The organism is Bacillus sp. JJ1474, from assembly GCF_036965225.1.
Classification (GTDB): Bacteria; Bacillota; Bacilli; order Bacillales; family Cytobacillaceae; genus Cytobacillus.
On sequence record NZ_JBALPC010000221.1, the window covers coordinates 1 to 18,531 of the forward strand.

Genomic DNA, 18,531 nt, shown 5'->3' on the forward strand with positions numbered 1-18,531 from the left:
TTAATAAAAATAACGTTGCTAAACTGCAACGTTATTTTTATTAATATGGTCATTATAGCGAGCTCCAACACTTTGTCTCTATAATGCGACACGTCTCGTTATTGCGACACTTATTGATGCCTTAACAAACTATATTTCTCCATTTTTCGATATAGGCTAGCTCTATGTATGCCAAGCATTTCTGCCGCTTCAGTTCGATTCCCTTCACTGGCCTTTAATGCCCGGATGATTGCCGCTTTTTCAGCCCTTTCCAATTCCTCTTCAAGAGAGAAGGATGAAACTGAAACATCTGTATGCCTTTCAACATGGTCTAATAAATAAGGGGGAAGGTGCTCTAAACAGATTTCCGGACCATTATCTGCGATATGAAGAGCACGCTCAATGACATTTTGCATTTCTCTCACGTTACCACTCCACTGATAACGACGAAATAAATCCTCTACATTAGGGTGAAAGCCACTTATGCTTTTACCAAGCTCATTATTTAATTGACCCAAAATAAGATGCGCCGTAGTAATGATATCTTTGCCTCGCTCCCTCAAAGGTGGAATCGTAATATGAATCACATTTAGGCGGTAATAAAGGTCTTCTCGGAACTCTTCATTTTTAACCATTTCCTCTAACGGACGATTTGTTGCTGAAATTAACCTGATATCAATCTGATTAGTCTGACTGCCGCCAATTCTTTCAATTTCTTTTTCCTGTAAGACTCGTAATAGCTTTACCTGCATATTGAGAGGCATATCGCCGACTTCATCTAGAAATAAAGTTCCACCCTGGGCTTGTTCAATCTTTCCGGGTTTTCCGCCCTTTTTCGCTCCCGAAAATGCCCCCTCCTCATAACCAAAGAGCTCAGATTCCAATAAATTATCTGGTATAGCGGCACAATTAAGGCTTATAAACGGTCCATCAGAACGGTTACTGGCTTCATGAATTGCATGAGCAAACAATTCCTTTCCTGTTCCACTTTCTCCTCGAATCAATACCGTTGAGCGACTAGTAGCCACTTTCAATGCTAAATCCTTTACTTCTTTCATTCGCTCATGCTCGCCTATAATCTGGTCAAACGAATATTTGGATCCTCGCACTTTTTTCAATTCCGGTTTATAAAAGTCCTGCATGCTTTCAGTTACGTTTAGGCGCTGAACCAATGTTTTTAACTCGTTAATATCCGTATATAAAACCTTACCTATAGCCCCAACAACCTCCCCCTCTTTCCAAATAGGGGTACGCATGACAATAATACTTTTATCCTTTACTATCATAAATGAGCCAATTTCTGATTGCCCCGTTTTCACAACAATATGCATACGTGTATTTTCAATTACTTTTTTGACGTGCTTGCCAATCACATCTTCAACTTTAACACCGAGGAACTCACCGTAAGTTTGATTCATCATTGTTATTAGCCCCTGTTTATCAATCATGATAACCCCGTCATATAACAGTTCTATAATTTCCTTTAATTGTTCTACCTCTTTTTCCTTTTGATCAAGCAGATTATGGGTATGTTTTAATTCTGATATTTCATGAAAAACAGAGATAGCCCCAATAAGCCGACCATCCTTATATATAGGAGATTGATTTGCAACAACAACCCGACCTTGGATACGTTGCTGTACATTGACAAGTGTAACTTCGTCCAACAAAACTTGATGCAGGGTTGAATCTTCTATAATGCTGGTAATATGCTTATTTAGCATCTCTTTTTCAGACATACCAATAAGATCACATCCTGATGTATTACACATGATAATCTTACCGTCTCGATCCACTATGATGACACCGTTATAAATCCCCTCAACAATCTCAGTCCATCCTTGTGAAATGTGACGATTAATCACGCCTAACCTCTCCTTTTAGATCCTCTATCAAAAATTTGTATGGTCCATACTTATTCGACAAAAACCAGAATCTTCCTTCCAAAAAGCCTAAGCTCTCTTTTAGTTAGCTTTGCCGTGTACTTTTGCATGACGCTGCGCTACAACTTCCGGATTATTACACATCATATTCTTGTTAGGATAGCGCCCTTTCGAATAACGGAAATAAAGGGCAAATAGCTGGTTCCATTATTTATTGGAACCAGTTTTTGATTGTCAAATTAGTGCTATTATGACTAGTTAACTTCTAATCGGGTAATTTTACTTTTCCTTGAAATCGTTGTTAATGTATTTTACAACGTAAGGATTACTAAAAATAAAAAGCTCAATTTCTCAGTAAAATTGAGAAATTTGGGCTTTTTCGTTACTCCATTAAAGCACCTTGAAAAGCAACTGGATTAAGCTTCGAATTTCTCTTCAGATTAACCAAATATTCTTCTTAAACCTATTCAACAAAAATGTGCTTACTTTAAATTTTATATTTTATGAAGTATTATTAGTTTAGCGAATAAAAAACTAAATATTTTTTATATTCATACTACTAGGTATTAAATTTGTTACGTAAAAAAATCACCAGATCATCTAATAACAAATGATCCCATCATTTTTATCATCGTTCGAAAGGGGAAAAAGAGAGTTTTGGGCGATATCATTTATTGGAATTAGGAACTAATTAGATATTTCCCTATTTTTAGGTAATACAAATAAAAAAAGGAGTGACTAAAGTGAAATCACAAGTTATTCAATCTTTTGGGAAACCATCTATATTTCAATTTAAAGAGATTTCAGAACCTGAACTGAAACCTGGACATGTACTTATTCAAGTAAAGGCTACAAGTGTAAATCCTATTGATACGAAAGTCCGTGCTGGTGCAGTTCCAGCCGTTGCACCCGAGTTTCCAGCAGTATTACATGGAGATGTGGCAGGGATAGTATCTGCAGTGGGTGAAGGAGTAACCGAGTTTAACATTGGTGATGAAGTGTTTGGATGCGCGGGTGGATTTAGAGGGACTCACGGCGGTGCACTTGCAGAGTTTATGCTGACAGATGCCGATTTACTTGCTCATAAGCCGAAAAATTTGACGATGGAAGAAGCTGCGGCTTTACCATTAGTTTCCATTACCGCTTGGGAAGCATTATTTAATCGAGCAAGGCTTATTCCTGGACAAGATATATTGATCCATGGAGCCACTGGGGGTGTAGGACACATCGCCATTCAACTAGCCAAATGGAGTGGAGCAACAGTCTATACAACTGCCTCTTCGCAAGAAAAGATGGAGATTGGCACACGCCTTGGTGCTGATGTAGCAATTAATTATCGAGAAGAAAGCGTTCACGACTATGTACAAAAATATACAAACGGAAGAGGATTTGACATCGTGTTTGACACGGTAGGGGGTGAAAACCTTGATCGCTCTTTTGAAGCAGCAGCGGTACATGGAACGGTAACAGCCATTGCTACTCGTTCGACTCATGACCTCTCCCCCGTGCATTCGAAAGGACTTTCGCTTCATGTTACCTTTATGTTGTTGAAAATATTAAACAAGGACATGCATAATCATTATGGAGAAATTTTGAAGAAGGTTGCTAGTTTGGTTGAGGAAGGGAAGCTGCGTCCACTATTGGATTCAAACATTTTTACGTTTGATGAAGTTTCAAAAGCCCATGAGTACATGGAGTCAGGCAAAGCGGTAGGAAAAATTGTTTTAAAAAATTGTTGGTAATACTATTGCAAATTTGAAATGCCTTAACAACTTTACGTTCATTTAAAGAGTAGATGGGCATTAGAATCTGTATAAGATTCTCTATGTACCGTCTGCTTTTAATTTTAATTACCGTAAAAAAAGATGTTGTTCAATTTTATTGCCCAATTCATTGAGAAGAGCGCATTTCTAACTAAAGAATTGCGCCCATTTGTGGAAGTTCAAGATTGTGATTACTGCCTTTTGCTTGTTAACACTAATTTTAATGAAATCACGAAGGAAGATCTAGTTGCCACGATACTCCAAACCGGTCATTTAGCCAACCAAACCTTTGACTAAAACCGTAATTACCAATTGGCATAAGTGCTTGTCCACCCTCGATAAGTTTCTCATAAAGGTTGTTAATTTCTTCTTCAGTATCACAAGTAACAAATATTGAAAATGAAGGAGTAAAGGAAAACTGATGCTTCACATTACTGTCAATGCACATAAATTCTTGCCCTTTTAAAGAAAAAGTAGCTTTCATGACAGTTCCTTCGTCTCCAGTTTCATTAGCTCCATAGCGAACAATACTAGTAATTTCAGAATCGTCAATGATTGATATGTAATAATTCATCGCTTCTTCTGCTTTACCATCTTGAAACATTAAAAACGGTGTAACATTTACCATTAAATACCAACTCCTGTAGTCACTTAATTAATTATTCATCAATTGATAAAATGAATGTACGTAAGGTAACTTAAATTTAATAATGCCCCTCTATAAAAATAATTTTATCCGAGTCACACTTTTTCTTTAGCCAACCTGCGCCGATGTATGAACATCAACCTTTATAGCTGATATATCCAGTTTCAACTAGTTCTTTGAGTCCCATAAACATTAAGTTCCAACCATGTTCAGACCCATCATGATACTCTCCTAGAGCTTTTTCAATATCTGCTTTTTTCCAGTTTTCTTCTGGAGCAACGTGTATGAGTTGGGTAAAAGTCATTTCACAGCCTGTAGAAATTTCTTTTATCTCAACAGTTATTATATCTTCTAACTCACTAAATTGAGGCATTTTAAAAGTAAATACCAATTTTTTTGGAGGATCAATTTCAAGGTACTCACCTACTGCTCGATAATCTTTTCCCTCTCTATGGTCGACGATCTCCCAACCTCCACCTACTTTGGGATCATTCTGTGCGACCTTGTTCGTCCCTTCTAATGTAAAAAACCACTTTTTCATCATTACAGGATTCAACCATGCGTCAAAAACTCTTTCAGGTTCTACATTAAATTCTCTTTTCATTTTTAATGTTGTAGTTGAGATTTTATTCATAAAATTCTCCTTCCGATGTTTTAGTGTTCTTTCTTCTTGGCTTTCAATAACTCACTTTCCAGAAGATCAAAACGATTGCTCCAAAATTTCTCATAAAATTGGAGCCATTCTTTAGCTTGAGATAATGATTTAGTATTTAAGCGACATATGTGAGTTCTTCCATTTACACTCCTTTCCACTAATTTTGCTCCCTCAAGAACCTTAATATGCTTTGAAATCCCAGCAAGGGACATATCAAAAGGCTCTGCTAATTCAGAAACTGTTCTTTCTTTTTGCGCCATCATATGAACCATTTCTCTTCTTGTTGAATCAGCTAAAGCATGAAAAATTTTATTTAAATGATCATTATTATGGTTAACCATGTAGTTAAATATAACAGAGATAATTTTCATATTCAACTATTTAGTTAAATATAAAACATATCACTTTATTTCTTTTATTCCCATTTACTAAAGAAAAGTTGAATTTTCGATCTTCTATAATACGGCTCTAAAATGAAAATGGACGCATATCCTTATTCATGGATAGCGTCCTATTATGGAATAAAGGTTTAAATAGTATGTTCGAACTGCGACATAATAACTTTTTCTTAAACTATGGCTACTTTAAAGCTTAATGTAGATTCTTGACTAAAGGGTACTTGCCACTGAAAACGGCTGTTAATTGAACTATAGTTTACAGTTAGCAGGTTTATTTATATGAAATAGAACATGTTTTCTTAAAGGACTATCTTTCTTAACATTGGGGTGATTGAAAGTTTTAATAAAATTCATACCAATTTTTATCATTACGTTTTTCGAAGGCTTATTAACATCAGCTGTAACACTATAAACATCACTAAAACCCAATTTGTTAAATCCATATTGTAAACAGGCTGCAGCACCCTCAGATGCATATCCTTTTCCCCAAGCCTCTTTCTTCAAGCGCCATCCGATTTCAATACACGGTGTAAAATCAGCCTCAAAGGTTGCCCTATGAAATCCTATAAACCCTATAAACTCTTTATTTTCCTTTACTTCCACGGCATATAACCCAAATTCACATTCTTTAAACTCGGACAAAATTGATTTATAAAACACCTTTGTTTCTTCGGATGATAAGGTTTTAGGAAAATACTTCATAACCTCTTCATCCTAATTTAGTCGACTAAATGGCTCTAAGTCTATTTCTTCCCAGTCGCGTAATTGCAATCTCGATGTTTCTAAATATATCATTTTACACCTCTGAAAGGAGTATTATTGGATGGCTATCATACTATCCTGCCCTCAAATGTATCTTACCCCAGAAAAAATGGACTGGTTTTTGATATTCTTTTTAAAGAACTTATATTGACCTCATAATTATTTCCATATGTTCTAGGTGATGGGATTTCTTCCTTTGGCCCATAAAATAACAGTTTAAAATCATCATCTTTGTACTGAACTACGAAAAAGTCATCGAATTGGTCGAATGTATTTTTATTGATCGTAATAAAACTATTATCTTGGGCAGTTGTTTTAACACTAATTCTTCTACCGTCTTTTATGACATCATATCCATGTTGATTGGTCACTTTAGCTAGTTCTCCATTTGTGTAAAGAACACAAAAGAATTCACCTAGACGACCTATAAGATGCCTTAATTCAGTTGCCTTGTATCCAAGTACATTCATTTCAAATCGTAACATTTCCAAGTATTCTTCATACAACTTTTTTATTTGTGAGATTCCTATTGAACCCTGTTTAATAGTTTTATCCTTATAGAGAAGAAGTAGCCCATTATCCCACTCACCAACAACAGATTCATACTCAGCCCCTCTAGGTTTGTGAAAGATTAGTCCAGTATAAGGATAATTTTCACCTACATATCTATATGTACTTCTATTGATGTATATAAATAGATGTTTATTAAAAGATATCCCGCTGTTATAACGGTTATAACAATAATCTGAAAGTATTATACTACTTGGATTTGTATTAAATTTTGTTATTAATTTATCTCTTATCTCTATAGATGTTAGAGTTTCACCTTTTTTTTCTTTAAGAACTTCTATAAGTTGGTCATAAATAGTTATCGTAATCCTCTCCTCATGATGATCGATTAACGCCAGATTGTTAAAGTTGTTTTTTAGTCATAGCTACAACCTTGACTTCCTCAACTGTTAAAAATACAATTTTCTCAATCAAACTATTAATCACTTGAAATAATAGGGAAGGAAAACCAAGTGAAACAGCTCCAACGTAAACTAAAATTACAATTCTTCATAACCTCTATTATACTTCCTTTGATCTTCCACAATCTAGGTTGAGAATGATTAAGTGGATATTCTTGTTCTTAGATAGCACCCTTTAATCACACTGAGGTTAATGTAAAACTATACTTTCATTTATTTAAAGAAGTTCCTATTTTAGAAATTTTATTAACGTTGTCCACGACAATTTTTAGATGAAGATCAGGTACCTTTTTATTTGTAAATCACTTGTTTATACAACTGGACTAAACGGAAGTTTCTGTCTCTTCCGGCTTATTATGAAATTCTATTTCAACTACCTTTAACAAATGCCTACATATTCCACAAATGGCCCTTAACATAAAGAAAGAGCGTAATTCTTGCTGATTCTTGCTGCAGAATTGCGCCCAATTATTAAGGTAGCCTATTATTTTTTGAATAAGACCAAATCCAATACCCGTTGGATCTACTAAGTATGCTAGAAAAAATTCATCAAACTCCATCTTTTCTCGAACTACCATTGCACCATTGTCTTTTGCTTTGAAGATAGAATCATCTATTGAATCAACTTCTATTTGAATACGTGTTCCATGAGGAAAATCATTAGGTCCTTTACTTACTCCACCGCTCATTCCAGTTTCCTGAGTGCCTACTTCCGTAGAAACAGCCCAATAATCCCACTGTGGTTCGGAGAAATCCCATCCAAAAACCCTGGAATAAAATTTTGTTGCTTTTTCCGGTTCTTGACTGCTTAATTCAAATCCAACAACTTTTCCCATTTTGAATTCCCCTTTCGAAAAATATAAAATCACTTAACCACAGTAATTCTCTGTTCTCCAATACAACACCTTTTCCTTATTGAATGGAATTGCTATTTTTGGGTAAACTCGGAAGTTTAATTTAACACGTTGAAATCTTTCAGGCCTCCATAAAATGGCCCTATAACGAAAGTATGCGCTGTTCCTTTTTACAGAAAGTCTCCCGATTACTAAAAATTGAGACACGAAGAGCTGCAAAAATTATTCCTCTGCTACTCTGCTATTGTGCTAAAACTATCTGTTACTTTAAATGTTTGTTTACAAACAAGATTAATTTCACTATCGTACTAATACGCACAAGTTGCTTAAACACGTTTAAGCTTTATAAATGGTCTAGGAGGTAATTCAACACGGATGGTATCACCCGGTTTCACTTCTCCACTCTGCAATATAACTCCCATTATTCCTGCTTTTTTTATTAGATTTCCGTCTGAATCCTTATCCAAAACAGCCTTTAAAAGACCCTGTTTAAAATTATCAATTTGAGCACATGGATTGCGTAAGCCTGTTACTTTAATACTTGCAGACTTACCTATAAATAATGTCGTGTCAGTAGGTAATTCAAGAAGATTTATTCCAACAGTTGTTATATTTTCACCCATTTGTCCAGGTTTAATATTAAAACGGTCTGCTAACTCTTTGAATAACTCATTTTGAATTAAATGCACTTGTCTTAGGTTCGGTTGGTTTGGATTTTGTGCAACTCTCGATCGATGTTTAACCGTTGAACCAAAGTGTGCATCGCCTTCGACCCCGAAACCCATCACTAATTTTATTATCTCTTGATTTTCTTTACTAAACGTATGCTTCTTACTTAAACTAACCGCAATGACTGTTCCTAAAATTGAACTCACTTTTTCATCAAACATTCAATCCTCACAGCCTTCCTTTTTTAAACTCTCTGTTTTTCATATTCGATTAAAGTTTAATTATTCCTTTTTCTTCTAACCCGTCCTATAGCTTAAGCACACTTCTTCACAATCCTTCTTAGCACAATATTTACTAGTTAAAGAATTTCCATCAAGAAAAGTGTGCACAGACTTCATTTTTTTATTTTATCTTTATTGTTCTAGCTTTCTTTTAACAGCCCTCAAGCCCTTGATACTCAAGGCTTAATTAATCTGTAATTATCTGATTTAACTCAGTTTATTTACTTGAATCCTGCTGGCAGCGTAGAGGTCAGGGGTTCGAGCCCCCTATTCTCTATACACGAAAACCCTTGCGCTGCAAGGGTTTTTCTTTTTCTCGAAAGTGAATTTTTATTATATGTGTTAAAAAGTTCTTTTCAAAGCGGGGAGCTTCATCTTGTAGAGACCTCTTCAGAATACTCTTCGTGAACAGTACACGAAATTTCTCCTCTATCGTTCCCACTAATAATAATTTCCAATCAATTTGGACAAAGGCCTTCCCATACAACCTGTTGATATTTTGCTAGATCTGTATCTCCTTCTGTGCTTATGAGTAGTACCCGAGAGTTTGAATCCAGTGAAATCTCTTGGCACACTTTCGGGTCGTCTGCTAGTTTTCTTAAGTAGTAAAGGACACCCAATGTTACTGCACCTGACTCTCCCGAGATAACACGCGGATCGCCCTTCATTGGATTCCCGTATACCCGCATTCCTAGGGCAGCAATACTATCATGACAAGATAATGCACCAACAGCATAATGACGCAATAACTCAAAAGCTCTTGTATTCGGTTCCCCACAAGCTAATCCCGCCATAATGGTATTCATTTCTCCAGTGACGATTTCTCTGCTTCCTTCTTTAGTTGAATACGATCGATAATAACAATCAGCTTGATCTGGTTCAACCACGACAATGATTGGAGGATTATCCCGATAATAACGAACCATATATCCAGCAATGGCCGCAGCAAATGAACCAACCCCTGCTTGAAGGAAAATATGCGTTGGTGGTTCTGCATCGTCTTTTTTCAATTGTTCCACAATTTCCGTTGCCATCGAGGCATAGCCCTGCATAATCCAAAGAGGGATTTCCTCATACCCATCCCAAGCAGTATCCTGCACCATTATCCAGCCATTTGTATCAGCTAAATTTGCACATAACCTAACCGTGTCATCATAATTGATTTCTGTAATATCCGCAGTAGCTCCTTCATCGCGGATGGCAGTCAAGCGCTGTATGGACGAACCTTTTGGCAAATAAATGATACATTTATGTCCAAGCTCCCTTGCTGCCCAAGCGACACCTCGTCCATGATTTCCATCTGTAGCTGAAATAAAAGTTAATTCACCTAGCTTTTCTTTGATTTTAGGAGATTGTAATTTTTCGAAGGAAAGATCCTCAATATTCTCACCTAGTTGTTCAGCTAAATATTTCGCAACAGCGTAGATCCCACCCATTACTTTGAACGCATTAAGACCAAATCGTTGGGATTCATCCTTTACCCTTATATCAGCAATGTTTAAGTGCTTAGCTAATTGCTTTAATTGATACAAAGGAGTTTCATTGTAGGATTTATGTGTTTTTTGAAATTCAAGAACTCCATTTATATCTTTTTCTGCAAATGCCGATAATTCCTCTTCGTTATATTCAGGTGAATAAAAGTTGTTTTTCGCAAACCTCATTACGGAATTTACTGTTTTCTGCATTTTAAGAACCTCCTATTATTGTATTGCGATGACCTCTATCTCAATTAGTCATTACCTGCAAGATTGCTAACTACGTCAAGTAATACATTAGCTCCAGCTACTAAGTCTGTATCTTTTGTATATTCCTTAGGATTATGACTAATCCCATCGATACTTGGAACGAAGATCATCGCTGTTGGGCAAACACGAGCCATCATTTGAGCATCATGTCCCGCGCCAGATGTCATTCGTTTTGATTGGAGTCCGCACCCGCTAGCAGCTTGCTCTACCAGTTTAACGATTGTTTCGTCAAAAGAAACTGGCTGAAAACGTACTAGTTGTTCAGAAGTAATGGTTACTTCATCAGAAGAAGCTAGTTCTTTAAGATAGTTTGCAAGTGCTTGCTCCTCATCTTGCAATCTCTGTTCGTTTGGATCACGCAAATCAACAGTGAATGTTGCAAAAGATGGAATGACATTAACAGCATTTGGCTTAAATTCAATCGTTCCAACAGTTGCAACAGTTTGTCCATTAGAATTGTTCGCACGATCACGTAAATATGTGATCACCCGTGCAGCCGCAAGTCCCGCATCACGTCGCATATTAGTTGGTGTAGTACCAGCGTGATTGGCAACACCTTCAATCATAATACGCTGCCATGAAATTCCTTGAAGATTCTCAACAGCACCAATTGGAATCCCCATTTTCTCAAGAATTGGACCTTGTTCGATATGAAGTTCAATATAAGCGTGTGGCTTAATAAACCCAGGGTCCTTCTTGCCAGCATATCCAATACGTTCAAGCTCTTCGCCCAAAAGTGTTCCATCCGTTCCCACCGTTGCAAGTGCCTCATCAACAGGAAGTCCACCAGCAAATACAAGGGAACCCATCATATCAGGGGTATATCGTACACCCTCTTCGTTCGTAAATGCTGCAACTGCAATTGGACGAGTAGGAATAAAACCTGTCTCCTGCAAAGTGTTTATGATTTCAAGCCCAGAAAGGACTCCATAGCATCCATCAAAAATACCAGCGTTAATGACTGTGTCAATGTGAGAACCGATCATAATTGGTGCTTCATTTTTGTTTTCGGGACTATACCAAATGCCAAAGATATTACCGATTCTATCGATCATAACCTCCAATCCAGATTCCTTCATCCAAGTAACAAATAGGTCCCGGCCTGCTTTGTCTGCATCTGATACGGCTAATCTAGTAAGTTTGTTGTCATTGTCCCGACCAATTCGGCCAAGTTCTTGAAGTCGGTTGAGTAGGCGGTCCGATTTGATTGATAGATTTAAACTAGTAAATGTCATGCTCAGCTCCCCTTTTAAAATGAAAATAAAACAGATGTGAAGAAATTATAATTTTGATGATTAATTTTCTTAAATGCAACAATTGTGTTAATATTAAGATAATATTCGTTAGAATAATACTATTATTGAATAGAAAAATATAAATATATTGAGGTTTTAGTTATGCAAATGAAAAACTTCATGATAGATGAAAGCTTAAAAGAGCTTACCAAACATCATACAGTCGTTATGCCGATAGCATGTTATGAGACTACCATAAAACAAAATATACATGGCTATATTCCACTTCATTGGCATGACGAAATTCAATTTGTGTTAATCGTAAAAGGGGAAGCCATTTTTCAAGTTAATGAAGATCAGATAGTTGTTCGAGAAGGCGATGGACTGTTTATAAATAGTGGATGCTTACACAAGGCACAAGAAAAAGATCAGTCGGGTTGTATTTATATTTGCTTAAATATTTCACCTCACTTTGTTTTAGCGCAAGAACTATATACTCCTTATGTAAAGCCCTATATTCAAGCTACGAATTTCCCTTACTTATATGTAGATGCAAATCAGCTTTGGGGGAAAAACATTTTAAATGCAATTATGGAAATACATCAATATATTGAGCAAAAACCAGCGTACTATGAAATTGATATATCGATGCAGCTAACATTCATTTGGAAAAATTTAATCGTGAATGGTATTCAACTAGAATATGTTCAGACAGAAATAGTAAAGGGCCATAGAATGAAACAAATGTTAAGTTATATACATCAGCATTATCCAGAAAAAATAATGCTGGAGGATATTTCAAAGGCTGGTCAACTAAGCCGTTCTGAATGCTGTCGATATTTCAAGCGGTATTTAAATAGTACACCTTTAAATTATGTGAAAGATTATCGAATCCAAAAAAGCTTATATCTACTACAGCAAGGTGATCTTAATGTTACCGAAGTTGCTTATCAAGTTGGTTTTAATAGTACAAGCTATTTTATTGATCTATTCAGAAATTCCATGAACATGACTCCATATGCATACAAAAAATTAAGATAAATAATCCATACCGCCCTTTCGGAACCTCGTTGATCATCTTTGAATTAAGTTTTACCTATCAAAAAGACAAGGAAAATACTCACCGTGCTCCCGCACCGTGAGTATTTTTTATCCATGAAGCAGGACTCATGAAGCGTATTCGAAGAAGCATGCCGCCAAGGTCGAGCTGACAAAGGTGAGAACTTGCTGCCGCAAGTTCTCTTAATTGAAGCTATGAAGATTAGGGATTAAGCCCTTTGTAACATTCTTTTTTCTTAAGTGTGATTAAAGGTTTATATGGGGATAGGACTATATTACTGAATATTCAGTAATATTTGAAAATGAAAAAATACGATTATATAATGATCTTAACTACAAGAATCTCTTACTTTTAAATCGTAGGAATTAAAGGAGGGATTTACCCTAAATAGGAACGGATCTAGCAAAACGACCATAACAAGATTTATAGTGTACTAACTTATAAGGAGGTTCTCTAATGAAAAAAATGTTTATCTTTCTCGCGGCTGTTTTATTAATATTTTCTAGCGCACTTACATATCAACAAAATGAAGTGTCTGCAAAAGACTCAACCGCATTAAATATCCATTTTAACTCGATAGTTGTGGATAGCCATAATGATACGATGATGAAGGTTGTTGATCCAAATACATGGCTGCCAACGACCGATATTAAAAATAATACTCCATTCCATATTGATATCCCAAAACTCCATGAGGGAGGGCTAAAAGTTCCGTTTTTTGCTGCTTATACATCTGGGTACTACGGAAATAATCCCCGCAGCATAAGCAGGACATTAGCTTTAATTAATGCTCTCTACTGGACTGAGGACAGGAATTCAGATATTTTCAGTATCACCCCTTCTTTAAAGGAAATTGAGAAAGCCGTTCAGAATGGAAAAATCGCTGCTGTACCAACGATTGAAGGAGCATATTCCTTAGAGGAACATAATGCGATTGGCTTACTTCATCAATATTACGACCTTGGGGTAAGAGCAGTAGGATTTACCTGGAACTATTCAAATGCCTTAGGGGAAGGAGCAAACCGAGCATATGGGGATCCTAATAGAACCCCTTCTCAAGGCGGGTTGACAGAACTGGGTAAAAAAGTCGCAGAAGAAATGAATAAACTTGGAATGATCATTGACGTTTCGCATATGTCTGAAAATACGTTTTGGGATGTTATAAAGGTTTCTAAAGCTCCGATTATTGCGAGTCACTCTGCAGTCCATTCATTAAGAAATCATCAGCGAAATTTAACTGATGACCAGCTTATGGCATTAGCTAAAAATGGAGGGGTAGTAGGCATTGTTTTTTATCCAGAATTTTTGACGTATGAGTATCCTGCAAAACCAAACCATATAAAGGACTATGCAGATCATATTGATTATGCTGTTAAATTGATTGGCATCGATCATGTAGCACTTGGCTCTGATTTTGATGGGGGGCCACTGCCATCCGATATAAAAGATTCTTCGGAATTGTATAAGGTAACAGAGGAATTAGTGAAAAGAGGTTACACTAAACAAGATCTTGAGAAATTATTAGGGCAGAATACACTACGTGTGTTAAAAGAAGTAGAAAAGGCAGCTGCACATACCCCTGACAATGTTGGCCAAAAGATTTCTGTTATCCCGGCATTCAAAATGGGTGAAGTGATTCAAAGCAATACACCTCTTTTGAAAGCTACTATCGTACGCGATAAAGGATCTAAATTAGATGAGGCCAGTATCCGTGTAATCGTTGATGGCATTGAATTTAAGCCAAATTTTGATAAAGAAAATTCAACCCTCTTCTTCCAGGTGAAAGAACCATTAAAAGAAAAATTCCATGTAGTTACGTTCGAAGTTGCAAATAATGCAGGTAAAATTACCAGAGAAACCAGAATTTTCTACGTTGATCAATAAAGCTTCAGGGTTTATTTAAAGAAAAGGTTGGAGAACACGTGCAGATGCATTGTGTTCTTCTTTTTTTGATTGAATCAGGTATCAATCCCTCATACTGATAGGCGTAAAATAATCCCTTGGTTTGTTTCTGAGGCAAACACCACATATTCCGCTATGGAGTCATGCCTGGATAAAATTGTTTTTTGCTATCATTGCTTGCCTTTTACATTATGGATTTGAAATCGAATCTGTCGTTCAAGGAATATTAGTAACTGGGGCTACAGTGATATCTAGAGATTTAATACACAATACCATTTACGGAATTCACGCACAGAAAAGCGGCATGAAGTGGGATCCTAATAAAGGAGTATTTATTCCAAAAGAAGAAAAAAAGGAGAATGATAGTAAAAAAACTACTGGTTAACCCTTACAATCTAAGTAAATTTACTTAAAGATTATTAGGACAATGTATATTCATCCTTCTTACTAATAAATTTTAAAGACAAAGTTTATTAAAGGGGGAATGGATATGACCATGCCTGAACACTCACCAGATCATTACACTCAAATTAATCCAGTGATGTTCGTTACACGCTCATTAGATGAAATTCGTTTTTGGTCGAGGATCATGAAGGAGCATTCACTATTTCTCAGATTAGGGTTCAGATGTGAGGATACACAATTAATTGCGGAGGCAAATCAGTTTTATCATATTTTTGAACAGATCGAACAGCAATCTCATGCTTTTACAAATCAAACGACTCCTGATCAAATAAGAAGGTTTAATACCCAAGTCATGCAGGCTGCAACGAATATTTTTGCCTTTAAGCGGAAGGTGTTAGGATTAGTACTTTCTTGCAAATTACCAGGGGCAAATAATTTTCCCCTTTTAATTGATCACACAAGCAGGGAAGCCAATTATTTTCGAAAACGATTAATTGAATTAAATGAAGGGAAATTGAAAGCACTGCCTGATGCAATCATTAAGGAGAATGTTTTCTTCTTGAGGATCATGGCTGATCATGCCCAATTCATCGGACATCTTCTCGATCCGTCAGAAAGAAAGCTAGTTGATTTGGCCCGAAATTTCAGCAATGATTTTGATCAATTAGTTTTTCAAGCAAGAGATTTAGAATCTATGAAGCCGCAGTCTCAGACTGTTCCTCTTCTAGATCAATTCCTTGATCAGAATCGTGTGTCTGTTGCTTCACTGAAGGACTTTAAGAAAACGGCAAGAGATTTAATTGAGGAATGTAAAATAAAAAGTATTATCCACCCATTATTAGCAGATCATGTCTTCCGCGAAGCTGAAAGATTCCTAGAAATTATCGATATGTTTGAGGCACATCTCACAGGAGAAAAGCCACGAACTATTTAATAAATGATATGAGGGGCAATCTTCATAGAAAAAGTCTAACGGACTCAGCTTTCTATTTGCTAATCCGTTAGACTATTTTTATCGTTTAATGATTTTTGAGTTGGTCCTGTAACAGAGTTTGGTTCAACATGGACATGTACCGTATAGACACCATGTTCCTGTATGAGTACGTTCTCGACAATGGTTGAAATATCATGAGCTTCCTGTAGGTGTAATTTTGAATTAACGAGGATTACGATATCGACAACCGTATTATTCCCGTAATTTCTAGCTCTAATTTCTTTTATTCCTTTTACCCCAAAGGTATTTAGAATTGTTGTTTTATAGTCCTCTAATAATTTTTCATCAAAGCCGTCTGTCAAATGATGTGAGGCTTCTCGGAAAATCTCCCAAGCTGTTTTACAAATAAGAATACCCACTATCATGGCTGCAAGTGGGTCAAGCCATGGTATATGAAATTGGGACCCGATTATCCCAACTGCCGCTCCAATACTTACCCAGGCATCGGATAAATTATCCTTAGCAGCAGCCATAACAGATTGACTATTAATTTTATTAGCAAGCTTAAGATTATATCGATAAACACCAAACATGACCACAGCGCAAAAAATTCCTGTCCACGCTGCAATTAAATCTGGCGCTTTCTTTTCCATATCGAAGAAAGAGTGAGCAGCCCCATACAGCACTTGAATCCCAACTGACACCATAATAAAGGAAGCTACTAATGTTGCCACACCTTCCGCCTTCCAATGCCCATATGGGTGGTCATCGTCAGGAGGCTTTCGGGAAAGCTTCAATCCAATGAGGACAGCCGTTGAAGCAATAATATCCGTCACATTATTCAATCCATCTGCCTTTAGAGCTTCAGAGTTGGTCGCAGCTGCAATAATCAGCTTTAGCAAAGATAAAATAATATAAGCACTGATACTAACTATAACTCCACGTTCACCCATCTTTAGTTGTTCGTATCTTAGTTTCTCCATGGCTACTCCCCTTCTCTTATCCCTCCCATATCTTATCAACTGTTCTGTATGTGGGTCTAGAGCAACGATTTTTCATCATTATATAAAAATAACGAATGGGCAAAAAAGTTGAGCTAGGGAAAATCTAGATACATTTGCCCCAAATGAACAAAAAAAAGCTAATCACATGGTTCCGATTAGCTTTTTGTTCTTTATAGATTATTTAAGAATTCTTTTACTTGCTCTGGCGTTTTTGCATTAGCACTATGCAAATGAGCAAGCTTTTCGCCATTTTTAAAAACTAATAAAGATGGGATTCCCATTACTGATTGTTCCTCAGAAATTTCCGGGAATTCATCTCGATCAATAGTAAACCATTTCTTATCGGGATTCTCCTCTATGATATCGTTAATAAACATATCTAATCGTTTGCAATCAGGGCACCAAGTAGTTGTAAAAATGCCCACAGAAAGCTCATCATTTGTTATTTGCTCACGATATTCTTGCTGCGATTTTACTTGTTTCATTTTTTTCCCTCCTACATTTCCCATTAAAGTCAAAAAGGGAAGGGATTGATTATAATCCCCTCCCATTTATTGATTCTTATCGAATCGTTTTTAATGCACCGCTCCAAGCGTTTACTTGGTCAAGCATGTCATTAACATTATTGAGGTGTAATTCAGCTGGTTTGAATTCAGACATATTTTCAAAATCAGTAAATAATGACAATGTTGGATGTGTACGAACATCAGCAATCAATAATTCTCCCATGATGCCGCGTAAATGTTCTGCTGCACGAGCTCCACCAGTTGAACCATAGCTTACAATACCTGCTGCTTTATTGTTCCATGCTTCACGTGCAAAATCAAGTGCATTTTTTAATGCTCCAGTAATACTGTGATTGTATTCTTGAACGATGAATACGAATCCATCTAAGTTAGCAAGCTTTTCATTCCATGCTGCGATTCCAGGTTCTGTACCATCTGTTGTTCCTAAGAATGGCAGATTAAAGTCTGCAATATCTACGATTTCATAATTTGCATCTCCACGTTTGTCTGCAATTCCTTTTACCCATTCTCCAACCTGCGGGCTTACACGTCCTTGACGTGTGCTTCCTAAAATAATTCCGATGTTTAATTTAGTCATTGTATTTTCCTCCTTCTGATCTGTTCCACCAAATAGTCTGTTTAAAAAACCCATTTTCCTGCACCACCTATATTATTATGTCGTTTTTAAAAAAGTTTATTAAAGCATCAACCCCTTTAAATTGGCATTGTGCTCTGCCTTTTTGTTCCTTATTTTCGCTATCAGTTTATTGTGAGGTTCAAGCTTTATTATTACCGTGATCCACTTAAAAAATTATTGTTATTGCAGTACTTTTACTAGTTTTTCAAATATAAATTCAACTTATTCATCTACCTTTCAAG

17 protein-coding genes and 1 pseudogene are annotated in these 18,531 nt (G+C 36.4%); 5 read left to right on the forward strand and 13 right to left on the reverse strand.

Features of this window, described 5'->3' with window-relative positions:
• Positions 1–110: 110 nt before the first annotated feature.
• Positions 111–1,844 carry a sigma 54-interacting transcriptional regulator gene (locus tag V7164_RS22440; RefSeq protein WP_335355267.1) on the reverse strand — a complete coding sequence of 578 codons (1,734 nt, stop codon included), beginning with the start codon at positions 1,842–1,844 and terminating at the stop codon, positions 111–113.
• 761 nt (positions 1,845–2,605) lie between these two features.
• Between V7164_RS22440 and V7164_RS22445 the strand changes: the two genes are divergently transcribed.
• On the forward strand, positions 2,606–3,604 hold the full coding sequence (locus V7164_RS22445; protein ID WP_335355268.1) for a zinc-dependent alcohol dehydrogenase family protein: 999 nt from the start codon (positions 2,606–2,608) through the stop codon (positions 3,602–3,604).
• Positions 3,605–3,854: 250 nt separating this feature from the next.
• Here V7164_RS22445 and V7164_RS22450 read toward each other — a convergent pair whose 3' ends face one another.
• The 9 genes and pseudogenes from V7164_RS22450 to V7164_RS22490 all read right to left on the reverse strand — a co-directional run bounded on the left by V7164_RS22450 (position 3,855) and on the right by V7164_RS22490 (position 11,841).
• A complete protein-coding gene (locus V7164_RS22450; protein WP_335355269.1) occupies positions 3,855–4,253 on the reverse strand; it encodes a VOC family protein in 399 nt (132 codons plus the stop codon).
• 154 nt (positions 4,254–4,407) lie between these two features.
• The gene (locus tag V7164_RS22455; protein ID WP_335355270.1) at positions 4,408–4,905 is read right to left on the reverse strand and encodes an SRPBCC family protein; all 498 of its coding nucleotides are present in this window, start codon (positions 4,903–4,905) and stop codon (positions 4,408–4,410) included.
• Positions 4,906–4,925: 20 nt separating this feature from the next.
• Positions 4,926–5,297, reverse strand: a complete 372-nt coding sequence (locus V7164_RS22460; protein ID WP_335355271.1) for an ArsR/SmtB family transcription factor — start codon at positions 5,295–5,297, stop codon at positions 4,926–4,928.
• Positions 5,298–5,573: 276 nt separating this feature from the next.
• A complete protein-coding gene (locus V7164_RS22465) occupies positions 5,574–6,026 on the reverse strand; it encodes a GNAT family N-acetyltransferase (protein ID WP_335355272.1) in 453 nt (150 codons plus the stop codon).
• Between the two features lie 155 nt (positions 6,027–6,181).
• Positions 6,182–6,958 (reverse strand): DUF7225 domain-containing protein, encoded by a 777-nt coding sequence (locus V7164_RS22470; protein ID WP_335355279.1) that lies wholly within the window; start codon positions 6,956–6,958, stop codon positions 6,182–6,184.
• Positions 6,959–7,545: 587 nt separating this feature from the next.
• Positions 7,546–7,893, reverse strand: a pseudogene (locus V7164_RS22475) (VOC family protein); the annotation flags it as partial.
• Between the two features lie 344 nt (positions 7,894–8,237).
• Positions 8,238–8,801: an MOSC domain-containing protein gene (locus tag V7164_RS22480; protein ID WP_335355273.1), complete on the reverse strand. Its 564-nt coding sequence runs from the start codon at positions 8,799–8,801 to the stop codon at positions 8,238–8,240.
• Between the two features lie 518 nt (positions 8,802–9,319).
• Positions 9,320–10,546, reverse strand: coding sequence for a diaminopropionate ammonia-lyase (dpaL, locus tag V7164_RS22485; protein ID WP_335355274.1), 1,227 nt, complete (start codon positions 10,544–10,546; stop codon positions 9,320–9,322).
• Between the two features lie 44 nt (positions 10,547–10,590).
• Positions 10,591–11,841 (reverse strand): Zn-dependent hydrolase, encoded by a 1,251-nt coding sequence (locus V7164_RS22490; RefSeq protein WP_335355275.1) that lies wholly within the window; start codon positions 11,839–11,841, stop codon positions 10,591–10,593.
• A 162-nt stretch (positions 11,842–12,003) separates the two neighbouring features.
• On the opposite strand from V7164_RS22490, the gene V7164_RS22495 reads away from it, so the two are divergent.
• The 4 genes from V7164_RS22495 to V7164_RS22510 all read left to right on the forward strand — a co-directional run bounded on the left by V7164_RS22495 (position 12,004) and on the right by V7164_RS22510 (position 16,142).
• On the forward strand, positions 12,004–12,882 hold the full coding sequence (locus V7164_RS22495) for an AraC family transcriptional regulator (RefSeq protein ID WP_335355276.1): 879 nt from the start codon (positions 12,004–12,006) through the stop codon (positions 12,880–12,882).
• A 475-nt stretch (positions 12,883–13,357) separates the two neighbouring features.
• Positions 13,358–14,785 carry a dipeptidase gene (locus V7164_RS22500; protein WP_335355277.1) on the forward strand — a complete coding sequence of 476 codons (1,428 nt, stop codon included), beginning with the start codon at positions 13,358–13,360 and terminating at the stop codon, positions 14,783–14,785.
• A 175-nt stretch (positions 14,786–14,960) separates the two neighbouring features.
• The gene (locus V7164_RS22505; protein WP_335526570.1) at positions 14,961–15,188 is read left to right on the forward strand and encodes a hypothetical protein; all 228 of its coding nucleotides are present in this window, start codon (positions 14,961–14,963) and stop codon (positions 15,186–15,188) included.
• Positions 15,189–15,287: 99 nt separating this feature from the next.
• Positions 15,288–16,142, forward strand: a complete 855-nt coding sequence (locus V7164_RS22510; RefSeq protein WP_438824741.1) for a DUF2935 domain-containing protein — start codon at positions 15,288–15,290, stop codon at positions 16,140–16,142.
• Positions 16,143–16,201: 59 nt separating this feature from the next.
• On the opposite strand, the gene V7164_RS22515 is transcribed toward V7164_RS22510, so the two are convergent.
• The 3 genes from V7164_RS22515 to V7164_RS22525 all read right to left on the reverse strand — a co-directional run bounded on the left by V7164_RS22515 (position 16,202) and on the right by V7164_RS22525 (position 18,304).
• Positions 16,202–17,125, reverse strand: a complete 924-nt coding sequence (locus V7164_RS22515; protein WP_335344771.1) for a cation diffusion facilitator family transporter — start codon at positions 17,123–17,125, stop codon at positions 16,202–16,204.
• A gap of 191 nt (positions 17,126–17,316) precedes the next feature.
• Positions 17,317–17,631 (reverse strand): thioredoxin family protein, encoded by a 315-nt coding sequence (locus tag V7164_RS22520; RefSeq protein ID WP_335344772.1) that lies wholly within the window; start codon positions 17,629–17,631, stop codon positions 17,317–17,319.
• A gap of 76 nt (positions 17,632–17,707) precedes the next feature.
• Positions 17,708–18,304, reverse strand: coding sequence for an NADPH-dependent FMN reductase (locus V7164_RS22525; protein WP_335344773.1), 597 nt, complete (start codon positions 18,302–18,304; stop codon positions 17,708–17,710).
• Positions 18,305–18,531 lie beyond the last annotated feature (227 nt).